At 70.1% G+C, this 13,757-nt stretch carries 9 protein-coding genes and 1 pseudogene; 3 read left to right on the top strand and 7 right to left on the bottom strand.

What is annotated here, in order from left to right; translation table 11 throughout:
* Nucleotides 1-17: 17 nt before the first annotated feature.
* From ACLQ3B_RS19520 to ACLQ3B_RS19500, 5 genes are all read right to left on the bottom strand, one after another.
* Complete coding sequence (locus ACLQ3B_RS19520; protein ID WP_425782154.1) at nt 18-986, bottom strand: ABC transporter permease; 969 nt, start codon at nt 984-986, stop codon at nt 18-20.
* Nucleotides 979-1,905, bottom strand: coding sequence for an ABC transporter permease (locus tag ACLQ3B_RS19515; protein WP_425782153.1), 927 nt, complete (start codon nt 1,903-1,905; stop codon nt 979-981). The genes ACLQ3B_RS19520 and ACLQ3B_RS19515 overlap by 8 nt, the downstream gene beginning before the upstream one ends.
* 148 nt (nt 1,906-2,053) lie before the next feature.
* On the bottom strand, nt 2,054-3,691 hold the full coding sequence (locus tag ACLQ3B_RS19510; RefSeq protein ID WP_425782152.1) for a peptide ABC transporter substrate-binding protein: 1,638 nt from the start codon (nt 3,689-3,691) through the stop codon (nt 2,054-2,056).
* 604 nt (nt 3,692-4,295) lie between these two features.
* Complete coding sequence (locus tag ACLQ3B_RS19505) at nt 4,296-4,982, bottom strand: response regulator (RefSeq protein WP_425782536.1); 687 nt, start codon at nt 4,980-4,982, stop codon at nt 4,296-4,298.
* Between the two features lie 2 nt (nt 4,983-4,984).
* Nucleotides 4,985-6,250, bottom strand: a complete 1,266-nt coding sequence (locus ACLQ3B_RS19500; RefSeq protein ID WP_238687763.1) for an ATP-binding protein — start codon at nt 6,248-6,250, stop codon at nt 4,985-4,987.
* 155 nt (nt 6,251-6,405) lie between these two features.
* Between ACLQ3B_RS19500 and ACLQ3B_RS19495 the strand changes: the two genes are divergently transcribed.
* The 3 genes and pseudogenes from ACLQ3B_RS19495 to ACLQ3B_RS19485 all read left to right on the top strand — a co-directional run bounded on the left by ACLQ3B_RS19495 (nt 6,406) and on the right by ACLQ3B_RS19485 (nt 10,323).
* Nucleotides 6,406-8,205, top strand: a complete 1,800-nt coding sequence (locus ACLQ3B_RS19495; RefSeq protein ID WP_425782151.1) for a PspC domain-containing protein — start codon at nt 6,406-6,408, stop codon at nt 8,203-8,205.
* A pseudogene (locus ACLQ3B_RS19490) lies at nt 8,202-8,450 on the top strand (hypothetical protein); the annotation flags it as partial. The gene ACLQ3B_RS19495 and the pseudogene ACLQ3B_RS19490, both read left to right, overlap by 4 nt.
* Nucleotides 8,451-9,069: 619 nt before the next feature.
* Nucleotides 9,070-10,323 (top strand): phosphatidylserine decarboxylase, encoded by a 1,254-nt coding sequence (locus ACLQ3B_RS19485; protein ID WP_425782150.1) that lies wholly within the window; start codon nt 9,070-9,072, stop codon nt 10,321-10,323.
* Between the two features lie 57 nt (nt 10,324-10,380).
* Here the strand turns inward: ACLQ3B_RS19485 and ACLQ3B_RS19480 are convergent, their stop codons facing one another.
* Both ACLQ3B_RS19480 and ACLQ3B_RS19475 read right to left on the bottom strand, forming a co-directional pair.
* Entirely contained in the window at nt 10,381-11,316 is a 936-nt protein-coding gene (locus ACLQ3B_RS19480) for a CDP-alcohol phosphatidyltransferase family protein (protein ID WP_425782149.1), read from the bottom strand.
* A 344-nt stretch (nt 11,317-11,660) separates the two neighbouring features.
* Nucleotides 11,661-12,797 carry an NUDIX domain-containing protein gene (locus tag ACLQ3B_RS19475; protein WP_425782148.1) on the bottom strand — a complete coding sequence of 379 codons (1,137 nt, stop codon included), beginning with the start codon at nt 12,795-12,797 and terminating at the stop codon, nt 11,661-11,663.
* Nucleotides 12,798-13,757: the final 960 nt, after the last annotated feature.

Here is a 13,757-nt window from a genome sequence, read left to right as displayed (position 1 = left end):
CGGACACTGGATCTCCCCTAGCGGAGTTTCGGATCGAGGGCCTCGCGGACCGACTCACCGAGCATCACGAAGCTCAGCACTGCGGTGACGAGGAACGCGGCGGGGAAGAACACCAGCCCTGGCGCGACCCGGACGAAATTCTGCCCGTCACTGATCATGATGCCCCAGGACACCACAGGCGACTTCAGACCGACGCCCAGGAAGGACAGGGTGGCCTCGGCGCCGATGAACGAGCCGACCATGATCGTGCCGTAGACCAGCAGCGGGGCCAGGCAGTTCGGCAGCAGGTGCTTGAGGATGATCCGGCCGGTGCCGGCACCCAGCGCGCGGGCCGCCACGATGTAGTCGGCCTCCTTGGTGGCGAGCACCGAGGAGCGCATCAGCCGCATCACGACCGGCCAGCTCAGCACGATCAGCGACGCGATCACCAGACCCATGATCTGGGCCTTGCTGTTGCCGGAGCCCGACCCGTTGAACGTGGTCAGGATGACGATCGCGCCGAGCACGAAGGGCAGACCGAAGAAGACGTCGGCGATCCGGCTGAGCAGCGCGTCCACCCAGCCACCGCGGTAACCGGCGATGATGCCCATGGTGCCGCCGATGAACAGGGTGCCCAGCACGGAGAGCACGGCGACCACGATGGAGGCCCGTGCGCCGTAGATGACCCGGGCGTAGACGTCGCGGCCCTGCACGTCGTAGCCGAACCAGCCATCGGCGGACGGCTTGTCGAGGCTGCGGGACAGCGAGCCGTTGACGGCATCGCCCGGGCCGAACAGCGCCGGGAAGGCCGCCATCAGCAGGAAGATCAGGATCAGCGTTGCCGAGATCCAGAACAGCGGCTTGCGCCGCAGGTCCCGCCAGGCGTCGGCGAGCAGGCCGCGCGGCTTCTCGTTGCTCTGCGGCTGGCCCGCGGTGGCGGGGGCGGCGGAGTCGGTCGGGTGTGCGCCAGGGGTGCTGACGATCGATGCGGTACTCGGGTCACTCATAACGGATCCTCGGGTCCAGGGCGGCGTAGAGCAGGTCAACCAGCAGGTTCATCACGAGATAGACCAGCACCAGGACGACCACGATGCCTACCACCGTGGCGCTTTCCTTGGTGATGATCGCCCGGAAGACCTGGCGGCCGATTCCGTTGATGCCGAAGATTCCCTCGGTGACGATCGCGCCACCCATCAGAGCACCGAGGTCGGTGCCGAGCAGGGTCACCACCGGGATGAGCGAGTTGCGTAGCAGGTGCACGCCCACCACCCGGCGCATCGGCAGGCCCTTGGCGATCGCCGTACGCACGTAGTCCGCGCGACGGTTCTCCGCGATGCTCGTTCTCGCCACCCGGGCGATGTACGCCACTGACGCGCTGCCCAGCACGAAGCCCGGCACGATCAGCTCGGACCACCGCATCTCGGAGGAGACGGTCGGCTTGATGATGCCCCACTGCACGCCCAGCAGCCACTGGAGCACGAAGCCGACCACGAAGACCGGCAGCGCGATCAGGAAGAGGGTGGAGACCAGGACCAGGTTGTCCAGGAAGCCGTTACGTCGCAGACCGCTCAGCACGCCGGCGCCGAGGCCGATGATCGCCTCGATGGCGAGCGCCACGAGGGCCAGCTTCAGCGTGTTCGGGTAGGCAGTCGTGATGATGTCGCTGATCTCGGTCTGCCGGTACGTCTGACCGAAGTCGCCCTGGAGCAGGTTCTTCATGTAGTTGCCGTACTGCACGAAGACGTTCTGGTCGAGGTGGTACTTCTCGGTCATGAAGGCGATGTACTGGTCCGGGCAGCGACGCTCGCCGCACTTGCCGGCGAACGGATCACCGGGAACGGCCCAGACGAGCCAGTAGATCAGGAACGTCGTACCGATGAAGACCGGCACGAGTTGGAGCAGCCGTCTCAACAGATAACGGCCCATGGGGTGGTCCTCCAGACAGGGGGCGCGTCGGACGGCCGACACGGTGGTGACAACGTGCGAGTGGGGTGTTGTAACACCCAATCGCGGAACGGCCCCGGGTCGGGCTCACCGGATGTGGCGAGCCCGACCCGGGGTCAGACCGTTCGGATCAGAGCTCGACCGAGGTGATGTCGACCTCGCCGACGTTGTTGATCTCGAGCTTCTTGATCTTCTCCGAGTGGCCGGACTGCTGACCGTAGAAGTAGACCGGGATGCTCGGGACGTCCTGGTCGACCTTCTCGACCGCCTTGGCGAACGCCTCGTGCGAGGCCTCCAGGGTCGGAGCGCCGCTGGCCTGCTTGGCAAGCACGTCGACCTCGGGGTTGGTGTAGAGGCCGTCGTTCGAGGAGCCGTTGGTGACGAACAGCGGGTTCACCCAGTTCTCGACGTCCGGGTAGTCCTGCTGCCAGGCAGCGCGGTACGGGCCCTTCATCGCGTGGGCGTTCACGTTCTGGCGGAACACCGCGAAGGTCGGCACACCCTCGGCCCGAGCGTTGATGCCAAGGTTGGTCTTGACCTGCTGCGCGACGGCGTCCATCCAGTCCTTGTGGGCGGAGTCCGAGTTGTAGTAGAAGACCATCTCACCGGTGAAGCCACCAGCCTCGGCGAGCAGCTGCTTGGCCGTGGTCGGGTCGAACTTGCAGGCGGTGCAGTTACCCGGCTTGGCGCCCGGGGTCAGCGGGTTCGCCCAGCTGTCGGCCGGCTTGCGGGTACCGAAGAAGATCTTGTCCGAGATCTCCTGCCGGTCGACGGCCAGCGACACCGCACGACGCAGCTTCGGGTCCTTGAAGCGCTTGTCGTAGATCGGGAACGCGATGAACGCGGTCGACGGCGTGACGGTCGAGCGGCCCCGCTCACCGAGGTCGGTCTTCCACTTGTCGCCGGCGAGCGCCGAGGTGGGGACAACCTCCATGAAGTCGAGGTTGTTCGCCAGCAGGTCGGCGTAGGCGGCGTTGTCGTCCTGGTACAGCTTGACGTCGACGTCCTTGACCTTCATCTTGTCGCGAAGGTTGTAGTCGTCGAAGCGCGTCAGCTTGATGAGGGAGTTGTCCTCCCACGACACGAAACTCACCGGGCCGTTACCGATCGGCTTGCGGCCGAACTCCTCGGGCTTCATGGTGAAGAACGCGTCCGGCAGCGGCATGAAGGCGCTGTAGCCGAGCTTGGTCGGGAAGACCGCGGTCGGCGCTGCCAGGGTGACCTCGAAGGTCTGCTCGTCGATGACCTTCAGGCCGGACAGCTCCTTGGCCGTCGGCTCCGGGGCCTTCTTCGGGCCGTCCGCGCCATCCGGGTCCGAGGTGTAGGTCTTCTCGAAGCCCGCGATGTCCGCGAAGAAGGTGCCGTTCTGCGCGCCGTTCGGCGAGTAGGCGGCCCAGTTCCAGGCGTCGACGAAGTTCTTCGCCTTGACCTCGGTACCGTCGTGGAACTTGGTACCGGCCTTGATCTTGATCGTGAAGACCTTGGAATCCGTGGTGTTGATGGACTCCGCAAGCGCGTTACGCGGGGCCCCACCGTCGTTCGGGTACTCGACCAGGCCGGTCCACATCCAGTCGATGATCTTGCCGCCGCCGGTCTCCGTGGTGTTCGCCGGGACCAGCGGGTTCTCCGGCTGGACGCCGTGAACAACGATCGAGCCATCCGCGCTGGCGGCGGAATTGTCGTCGCCACCGCTCGAGCAACCGCTCGCGACAAGCGCGGCAGCCGCGCTGAGCGCGATCGCGCTCGTCGCCCGCTTCGAGACTCTCATTCCGAGGGGCCTCCTCTTTCTAACCAGGTTCCGTCGTGGGTTTCACGCACGTTTGGGGGTGACACCGCCCGACCACCCCGGGGCGGGGGTCGCCGGGACCACAGGGAAGTTGGGGACACCCCTGATGTTCCGATCCGCCGGGCTTCCCCACCAACGAGGCGCGGCACGACGCAATCGACACAGCCACGGGCCGCCGTGATCGGCAGAATCGTGGTCGTGGGGCGTACGGAGTGCCACACACCGATGGTGAGGTGCTGCCACTGTGACACCCACTGGCCTCTTCCGTGAAGGTGCCGTTATCAAGCCGTTAGTTGCCCGCCACGTTGCCGATACTTGAAAAATGATCATAAAGCGGTCGTCGGAGGTGGCACTGAGCAGGAAATACGTTGCGCGACCCGAACAGCCGGCCTCTGCCCGTGCGCAAGCCCCGAGGTCACTCCGGCCCGGTGGGAGGTCCGTCACCACTCACGTTTCGACCCATCCGGATGAGGGCGCCTAGGGCTACCCGGGCACGATCACCGGCTGGGTGTACGAGGGCGCGCCTGACGTTTGTCTGCTTGTCGCCGCCGGCGACACCGTCGATCCTCGCCGCTGTGACACACCCTCAAACGAGGCGGCGGTCCGCCGCCCAGCGCGACAGCTCGTAACGGTTGGACATCTGAAGCTTGCGCAGCACGTTCGACACGTGCGTCTCCACCGTCTTGATGGAGATGAACAGCTCCTTGGCGATCTCCTTGTACGCGTACCCCCGGGCCAGCAGGCGCAGCACCTCCCGTTCCCGGTTGGTGAGCTGGTCCAGCTCCGGGTCGGCCACCGGTGCGTCCGGCCGGGCCGCGAAGGCGTCCAGCACGAAACCGGCCAGCCGTGGGCTGAACACCGCGTCCCCGTCGGCCACGCGACGGATCGCGGCGGCCAGCTCGTCCGGAGAGATGGTCTTGGTGACGTATCCCCGGGCACCCGCGCGGATCAGCCCGATCACGTCCTCCGCCGCATCGGAGACGCTCAACGCGAGGAACTTGACCTGCGGGTGCGTACGCCGCATCGCCTCCAGCACCGCGCGACCGCCACCGTCGGGCATGTGCACGTCGAGCAGCACCACGTCCGGGCCGACGGCGGCGATCCGGGTGACCGCCTCGGCCACCGTGCTCGCCTCGCCCACCACGTCGACGTGGGCGCCCAACTCCGCGCGCACCCCGGCCCGGAACATGGCGTGGTCGTCCACCAGGAACACCCGCAGCCGCTCGGGGCGGGCCTCCGCCGGGTCGAGGTGCTCGGTCGACTGCTCGGCCATGGTCATCTGTTCCTCTCCGCTGCGGACGAGTCCCGGGAGATCGGCAGAATCAGCCGGACCTCGGTCCCCTCCCCCGGGCCGGACCGGATTTCGGCCCGTCCGCCGTGCCGCTTCATCCGCCCGATGATCGAGCCGCGTACGCCGTGCCGGTGGTCCTCCACCGTATCCGGATCGAAGCCCTTTCCCCGGTCCCGGACGAAGACGCTGACCTGATCCGGCTCCACCTCGGCGTAGAGCGACACGGTCTGCACGCCGGCGTGCCGGGCCGCGTTCACCAACGCCTCCCGCGCGGCCGCGACCAGCGCGCCGACCTTCTCGTCGGTCTCCCGGTCCCCCACCACCACCGTCTCCACGCTTATCGCGAAGGTGTCCTCGACCTCGGCGGCGGCCTGCTCCAGGGCGGCGGCGAAGCGCTCGCTCGGCGAGGCGGTGGGCTTGTAGAGCCAGTTGCGCAGGGAACGCTCCTGCCCTCGGGCCAGCCGCTGCACAGTCTTGACGTCGCCGGCGTTGCGCTGGATCAGGGCCAACGTGTGCAGCACCTGGTCGTGCACCATCGCGGCCAACTCGGCCCGCTCCTGCTCACGGATGCGCCCCTCGCGCTCCGAGCGGAGCTGACTGTACGTCCGCCAGAGCACCGGCGCGGCGACCACGCCGACGCCCGCCAACCCGACCAGCGCGAAGATCACGCCGTTGATCACCGCGTCGAAGTTCTGTGCCGGCGAGTAGACGGCCGCGACGCCGATGATGCCGACCGCGACCAGCACTCCCCCGCCGATGAACCGGAGCACGAAGGCCCGCCGGTCACTCTCCTCGACGACCGCGCCGAGCCAGGGCACCGGCATCGCCTCGCCCCACTGTCGCCGCCGCTCGGGCGCCGACTGGTGCCAGATCACGCCCGCCCCGACCGCGATGATGGCCACCAACCAACCCGCGGTGCCCGCCGCGCCGACCGAGTCGAAGACCATCACCTGGATCAGCAGGACACCCAGCCCGATCCCCACGAACGGCAGAAGCTGGGCGACGTCCCGCCGGGGCGGCACCGCGGTGTCACCGGGACGCAGCGGCACCACCGCCCAGAAGGCCGCGTAGAGCAGCAGGCCGAGCCCGCTCAGCCCGAGCAGAACCATGAACGCGACACGCACCCGCAGCACCGAGATGCCGAGATGGTCGGCGATGCCGGCGGCGACGCCGGCGGCCATCCGGTGCTCCGGTGCGCGGTAGAGGCGCGGGGGCGAGGTCACGGTGCTGATCGGAGGCTCCCTGGTCACGGTGGCGGACAGGTCGAGGTCGGTGACTCGATCGTCACACGCTGCGGCGTCCGCGACCACGGGGAGGCCCCCGACATTCCGGCCGCCGGATCTCAGGGTGGGGTCAGGGTCGGGTCCTGAGGTCGCTCGGGTGGACCGGGCAGCAGGATCGAAGCATGACCGAGGAAGCTGCCCCGCCGCCCCGACCGGGGTCGGCACAGCCGGGCGGTTCAGCACCGCCCCCACCCACCACGACGCCCACCGAATGGACCGAACCCAGCACGTTCGGGCCACACGCAGCCACCGACGCGACCGCCGACGCCACACCCGGCGGCTACGAGCCGTCCGCGGCGGGCCACGGCCCAGGCCCGGGGTTCGCGGCGGGCACCGGCTACGGCCCAGGCGGCACGCCACCCGGGCCGGGTGGTCCCGGTCCGTCCACGCCGCCACCGCCGCTGGGCGGCACCGGCTTCACCTCACGGTACGGGCTGGTCCGACCGCGCGAGGGCCGGTACCTGGCCGGCGTCTGCGCGGCGATCGGGCGCGCCACCAACACCGATCCGGTGCTCTGGCGGGTGCTGCTCGCGGTGCTCGGGTTCTTCGGGGGCATCGGCATCCTGGTGTACGTCGCCGCCTGGCTGATCATCCCGAACGAGGGCGACACCGCGTCCCCCGTCGAATCCATGCTCGGACGCGGTCGCTCCAGCATGTCGCCGGTGACGGTGATCGTCCTGGGCATCCTGGTCGCGGCCAGCTTCGCGTACATCGTCACCGACGCCTTCCGCGCGGTGCTGCTCGGCGCGGCCATCCTGGTCGCCGGCGCGCTCCTGCTCAACCGGGACGGCCGCAATCCACGTCCCGGCGCCCCGGGCGGTCCGCCGCCCGCCGCGCCGTCCGCCAACCCGGCCGGCCCGGTCGTCCCGCCGACGACCTGGCCCGCACCGTCGTACGGCACGGCGCCGTCGACCGGCCCAGCCGTGACGCCGCCGATGTTCGGCACCAATCCGGGGTACGCCACCACGACGACGGGGGCGGCGCCCACAGTCACCCTCCCGGCGTACGACGTGCCGCCGACAAGCGGCCCGCTGCCCTCCACCGCGCCGCAGCCGGTTTCCGGAATGGGCCCGCTGTCCGGGCAACCGGCCGCCACGACGGCTGCCCAGCCCGACTGGCCGAGCGCCGCCACGCCCAGCGCCGGCTGGCCGTCGGCACCGGCGAGCAGCACACCCACTGCCCCGGCCGGCTATCCGACCGCCCCGCCGCCCTCCGGTTACCGCCCGCCGTTCGCGCCACACGGCCCGTACGCTTCGCCGACCCCGGCCGCGCCTCCTCCGCCCAAGCCACCGAAGCCGCCGAAGCGCCCCAAGGAGCGGTCGCCGCTCGGCGCGGTGACCTTCTCGCTGATCTTCCTGGTGCTCGGTGTGGTCGCCCTGCTCGACCTGCTGGACGTCTTCGCCATCAGCGCCTCGGCGTACTTCGCGGCCGCGTTGGCCACGATCGCGCTGGGCCTGCTGGTCGGCACGTGGTTCGGGCGGGCCCGCTGGCTCATCGCGCTCGGTCTGGTGACCGCGGCGGCGCTGGGCACGGCGACGGTCGCCGAGTCCTACGACCGGATCCGGGGGGTCGACGGCGCGGTGACCTGGGCACCAACCGACTACCGCGACCTGGCGGACCGGTACGAGAACAGCTTCGGTGACGCCGTGCTCGACCTACGCGGAATCGACTTCGCGAAACGGGACAGCCAGGTGACCGTGGCCGTCAACTTCGGCAAGGCGACAGTGGTCGTCCCTCCGAACGTGGACGTCACCACCGTGGCCGACGTCAACGCAGGCGACGCCACCATCTTCGGCAACCGCTCCGGCGGGCTGGACGGCCGCCTACAGGAATCCACAGACGTCGGCGCGGACGGCCCCGGCGGCGGGACCCTGCGCCTCTACATCCATGTCAATGCCGGCAACCTGGAGGTGACCCGGTGAAGGCCCACCGCACAGATCTGGTGTCGTTCGCCTTCGGGCTCGTGTTCCTGGCGCTGTCCGCCTGGTGGTTGCTCGCCCAACTACTCGGGCTGTCCCTGCCGCCGGTCGGCTGGTTCCTGGCCGGCGCGCTCATCCTGATCGGGGTCTTCGGGCTGGTCGGCGCGTTGCGCTCGGGTCGGCCGAGCCAGCCGGAGCCCACCGCCGAGGCCGGGGCCGCCGAGGCCGTCGCGCCCGTCTCCGGCACGCCCGTCTCCGGCGCGCCAGTGCCGGTCTCCGGCGCGGCAACGTCCGGCGCGGCCCTGCCGGTCTGGGAAGCCGAACGGTCCACCTGGGACGCTCCGTCCTCGGACCCGAGGCTCGTCTCGGACCCGCAGCTCGTCTCGGACCCGCAGCTCGTCTCGGACCCGCAGCTCGTCTCCGACCCGACGCTGGTGACGCCGACCACCGAGGTGCGGGCGGAGGATGCGCCGAGCAACGACGTGATCCACCCGGCCTGGCTGGCACATCCGCCAGCGGAGCCGCCGACCGAGCCGGTCCCCGGCCAGCCCGGCGACGGAGACGACGAGCCGACCATCGGGATCCTCGCCCGCCCGACACCGTCCGAGGGGAACGAGCCGACCCGGTCCAACCAACCGACCGAGGGCGTCGGCGACCAGCCGGACGACGAGCGGGAGGGCCCTCGCAGGGAAGCCTGACCTCGGGCACCGGGCCGCGTCGGTCCACCGCATCCCCACGGCGGTGCGGCCGGCGCGGACGGACGCATATGCTGGCCGGTGGAGATCTCGCCTCCGCCGGCCGGCCCGTCCCGCCCATGGCGGTCCCGCCGCGATTCCCGTCTCTACCCCCGTCAGGAGCCCGCCCGACATGACCCAGTCCTCCGCCGTGCGTACCACCGGCCGGTCCGGTCCGGTCCGCATCGGCGAGCGAGCCGCCCGTACCCTCGTCGCCGAGTTGGCCCGGATCAACGACGCCAAGGTCGCCCTGCTGGTCGGGGTGAACCCGGACTCAGCGGTGCTGGCCGCAGCGGTCGAGGCGCTACTCCCCGGTGACCGGCTCACCGTGGTCCCCGCCGAGCCGCTCGGCGCTGCGGCGCTCCGCGAGCACGTCACCGCCCAGGGCCGCTGGGTCGCCGACCGGGTGAACGTCATCGACTCGCTGGCCGAAGCCGAGACCGCCGGGGTCGTCATCGCCGGTGAGGCGTACACCGGCACCGCCGAGGCGACCCGCAGTGCCATCGAAGGGCTGGCCAAGTACCTGACCGATGGGGCGGTGCTGAGCGCTGCGACCGTCGCCACGCCCGGCCGGACCGAGGGCGCCGCCGCCGAGTTGGCCCGACAGGACGCCCTCTACGGCGTCGGCGCCGACCTGGTGCTGCGCAACTCGCCACCGGTGCGGGTCTACCGACTGCGGTTCAGCCCCGCCAGCCCGGCCACGGCCGACAGGCTGACCCCCGCGTACCGGCCGTCGAGTGTGCCGGTGACCCGGGGCATGCACATCGACTCCAACGGCGTGGCGGCGGCAGGCATCGCGCTGGGCCTCGCGGCGCTGGCCCGGGTGGCGCGCCCGTCCTCCAAGCTGTGGCTGCTGCCCGCGCTGGCCGCCGGGCCGGTCGCCGCGTTCTTCCGGGATCCGGAACGGGACGTGCCGGAGGACCCGAGCGCCGTCGTCGCCAGCGCGGACGGGAGGGTCCTGTCGGTGCAGCGGCTGTACGACGAGCGCTTCGGCGACGGCGAGTGGCTACGGATCGCGGTGTTCCTCTCGGTACTCGACGTGCACGTCAACCGCTCACCGGTCGCCGGCAAGGTGGTGGACTACTTCGTCGCCGACGGAGGCTTCGTCAACGCGATGAAGCCGGACGCCGAGCACAACGTCGCCGCGTACACCGTGCTGGACACCGCTCGCGGCCCGGTGGTGGTCGCGCAGCGGACCGGGCTGATCGCCCGCCGGATCGTGCAGCGCGCGCCGATCGGCGCGCTGCTGGCCAAGGGCGAGCGCTTCGGGCTGATCCGGTTCGGCTCCCGGACCGACGTCTACCTGCCCGCCGAGGCCGCGGACCCGCTGGTCGGGCCGGGCGACAAGGTGGTCGGTGGGTCCACGGTCATCGCCCGCTGGCGCTGACCCGCGAACGACGAACGGGGCGCCGCTGTCCGCGGCGCCCCGTTCTGTCAGCTCACATCAGGCGGTACGACGCTGCCGCAGCCAGAGCACCGGCCCGCTGACCAGGTAGCCCACCACGATCAGGGCGAACGTGAGCCGGATGTCGACAAGCGCGCCGATCACCGGAGCCAACCACAGCCACGGCGGCAGCTTCACCAGGCGGGCGAGCTTGGCGTACGGGAAGCTCGACACCATCGCGAACGCCAGCAGCGCCACCCCGGCGACCAGCACGGCACCGGGCACCGGCAGGCCGATCGCCACGGTCACGGCGAGCACGGCCGCCGCCATTGTGGTGGGCACCCCGCAGAAGAAACGACCGTCCTTCGGCGAGACGTTGAAGCGGGCCAGTCGAATCGCGGCACACGCTGCGACCAGGGCGCACGCCACCGCCGCCGCGGCCGTGGAAACGGAGCCGGCGAGCGAGGCGTAGACCACGACCGGCGCGGCGAGACCGAACGAGCACATGTCGGCAAGTGAGTCCATCTGCGCGCCGAACGGGCTGGCCACACCGAGCCGTCGGGCCAGCGCGCCGTCCAGACCGTCGAAGCCGACGCAGGCGATCAGGCAGAGCGCGGCAATGCGCACCTCGCCCTGCATGGCCAGGAAGATGGCCAGCATGCCGAGCATCAGGCTGGCCAGCGTGCAGGCGTTGACCAGGCCGAACTTCATCCGGCGCGCGAGGGTGCGCTCGCCGGGGAGCAGCGGGATCGAGCGGGCCTCGTCGGCCTGCGCCATCGGCGGCATCGCCGGGCTGACCGGCATGATCGCGTCAATGTCCGCGCGGTCCAGGCCCAGTGTCGGGTCCACGCCCAGTGTCGGTCGGCTGAGCCGGTCCAGGCCGTAGCGACGGCGCTGCCGGTCGGCGTACCGGTGCTCGGTCGGGGCCAGGTCGTCGTCGCGGCGACCCACCCGGACCAACAGCACCTGGCGGGCGAACGTGCTGCTGCGGCGCAACCGGCCCGCCCAGCGACGCCCTGCGGGGCGCGGACTGTCAGTAGTACGACGCCGGCGCCATAGGGCTCTCGGCACGTTTCCTCCATCACCGGATCTGCTTACCGCCGTGTGGCGGGTGTCCGGCTGTCTCGTGCCGGACCTTGCCTTGGCCGGCAGCCGTTTGCGGAGTACACCATCGCATAGGGGAACGTGGCTTGGCGATAGCTGCTGGCGGTACTTATATCTGGCTTAAACCGCTCGAACCGCTCGCTTGTTCCCATCCCGGGCATCATCGCCCGTTTCCTCCATCAATCCCGCCTCCGACTGTACCGGAGGGTCACCATCTCGGCTCACCGAGCGGCGTGCTATCGGCCACTCTGTCCGATTGCCACGGCAGCGATGTCGCTCAACGGCAGGTCAACCGCCTCGGCCCGAGTGAACCACCCCGCCCGTGCCGTCGACCCTCCGGCGGATTCGGTGACCACCGCATCGGTAGGTACGTCCACCAGCACCCGATAGATCACCCGTACGCCATGCCAGTCCAGGGGCCGGCCCTCCGGGCCCAGCGCGGCGGGATTATGCAGGTTGTTGACGCCAAGAAGCTCCACCACCCGGCCCACCTGCCCACCCTCCTCAACCAACTCCCGGAGCAACCCGGTGACCGGCTGCTCACCGTGATCGGTGCCACCGCCGGGCAGATGCCACAGACCGGCCCCCGGATAGCCCTCCGCGATCTCCGTCAGCAGGATCCGCCCGGCATTGTCCGTGACCAGCCCGTACGCCCCGAACCGCAGCCGACGGTCGGGATGCGACGGCGGAAACAGGTCCCGCGACCGGTGCGTCCCGGGCGGCAGTGGGGTGACCGGCAGGCCGAGCGCCTCGGCGGTGAACGGGGTCAACGGCAACTCAGCCACCTCGGCCAGGGAAAGCCAGCGAGCCTGATCAACCAGACCAGCGCCAACGCCCCGCAGCCCGCCCTCAGACCGCGCACCCTCGAACCGCGCACCCTCGAACGGTGCGCCGTCGAACCGCGCACCGCCGGACCGCGCGCCCTCGGCCCGTGCACTCTCGAACCGCGCGCCCTCGGACCGCGCTTCACCGTCGGACCGCGCTTCACCGTCGGACCGCGTGCCCTCGGACGGTGTGCCGTGTGGCGCGCTGAGCTCGAACATCAGCCGGTCTGTGTGCAGCGCGACCCTGCCCTCCGGAAAGCTGACCACATCGGCGACCACCGCGAGCAGTCGCGTGATCGTCACCGCCAGCCCGGCCTGTTCGGCGACCTCGCGGACCACGGTGCGCTCCGGGTGCTCGGCATGTTCGACGGCACCGCCCGGCAAACGCCAGACGCCCGGAAACTCACCCTCCACGCCGTCCCTAACCACCAAGACCCGACCCGAATCCCGCAGGAGCCCATAGGCCCCGACTCGCCGCGCAAATTGCACCCTTTGTCCACCTCCCGCTCCGCACCCCAGGCCCATTGTGATGAAGCCATCGCCGTTCATGTCGCGCCCCGCCAATAAGATCATGATCAACGTGAGGTCGCGGGCCGGAAGCCCGCAGAACTGACCGGTGCTGGCGCTCAGCTGAGGTAACCGACCGCCGGACGCAGCAGTTTTGGCAGGTCACAACCGGTTTAGTCAGATTTGCGCACATGCCTGTTTCATCCGATTAACCCTCCTTGTGGAGTCCATTCGTGTCGCGGCCCTCGAGACGAATGAATGATCAACTCGGGTTCACGGAAGGCGCGGTGTCCCGGGCGCTGGGACACCGCGCCTTCAAGGAACCCGAGTTGATCACGAACCGGAAGGGCCCTTTCGGGGTTGCGCGGCGGCCACACCCTTCGCAGGCCCGCTTGACCCGACCCACGATCGCTCCGACCGCGCGCCAACGGACGCGCGATGTCGACGTCACCCACCAGCTCGTGTCGACGGCCGGCACAGTCGTGCGTCCGCGCCGGCGTGGCCTGCAGTCCGCGGGGGGCAGTCGGCGGCGACCAGGCCGGGCAGGGTGTGGCGACGTCTGCGGCCACGCTGGCGGCGGCTCCAACCGGGCTGGCGGCGCACTCCGGCCATGCTGGCGGCGGCCTCCAACAGGGCTGGGGGCGATCTCCGGCCATGCCGGCGGCGATCTCCGGCCATGCCGGCGGCGCTGTGCGGCCGTGCTGACGGCATGATCGACTCGGTTTCCTTGAAGACGCGGTGTCCGAGCGAGGCGGAAAGCGCGACTTCCGTGAAACCGAGTGGATCACAGGTTGAACCCTGGCCGGCCGGCCCGAGGATCGCCTGCCGCGATGCTCGCCGAACCGCCTGGCGACATCCCGTGCTCAAGATCGCGCTATATCCAGGATGTAGTGGCCTCGGCGCATCCTGACGCCACTACATCCTGGTCAACGCCGTTGCGTTAGGGCTGTGATCGGCGGGTCAACCCCTGCTGGATAACGGGAACGGGACTCCTGGTAGATC

The organism is Micromonospora sp. DT53 (genome assembly GCF_049841535.1).
Lineage (GTDB): Bacteria > Actinomycetota > Actinomycetes > Mycobacteriales > Micromonosporaceae > Micromonospora.
This window is presented reverse-complemented; position numbering and strand designations above follow the sequence as displayed.

Coding starts and splice junctions, on each gene's coding strand:
- ACLQ3B_RS19485 (WP_425782150.1), top strand. CDS start 9,070: ATGACCCAGTCCTCCGCCGTGCGTACCACCGGCCGGTCCGGTCCGGTC.
- ACLQ3B_RS19495 (WP_425782151.1), top strand. CDS start 6,406: ATGACCGAGGAAGCTGCCCCGCCGCCCCGACCGGGGTCGGCACAGCCG.
- ACLQ3B_RS19475 (WP_425782148.1), bottom strand. CDS start 12,797: ATGAACGGCGATGGCTTCATCACAATGGGCCTGGGGTGCGGAGCGGGA.
- ACLQ3B_RS19520 (WP_425782154.1), bottom strand. CDS start 986: ATGAGTGACCCGAGTACCGCATCGATCGTCAGCACCCCTGGCGCACAC.
- ACLQ3B_RS19515 (WP_425782153.1), bottom strand. CDS start 1,905: ATGGGCCGTTATCTGTTGAGACGGCTGCTCCAACTCGTGCCGGTCTTC.
- ACLQ3B_RS19505 (WP_425782536.1), bottom strand. CDS start 4,982: ATGGCCGAGCAGTCGACCGAGCACCTCGACCCGGCGGAGGCCCGCCCC.
- ACLQ3B_RS19510 (WP_425782152.1), bottom strand. CDS start 3,691: ATGAGAGTCTCGAAGCGGGCGACGAGCGCGATCGCGCTCAGCGCGGCT.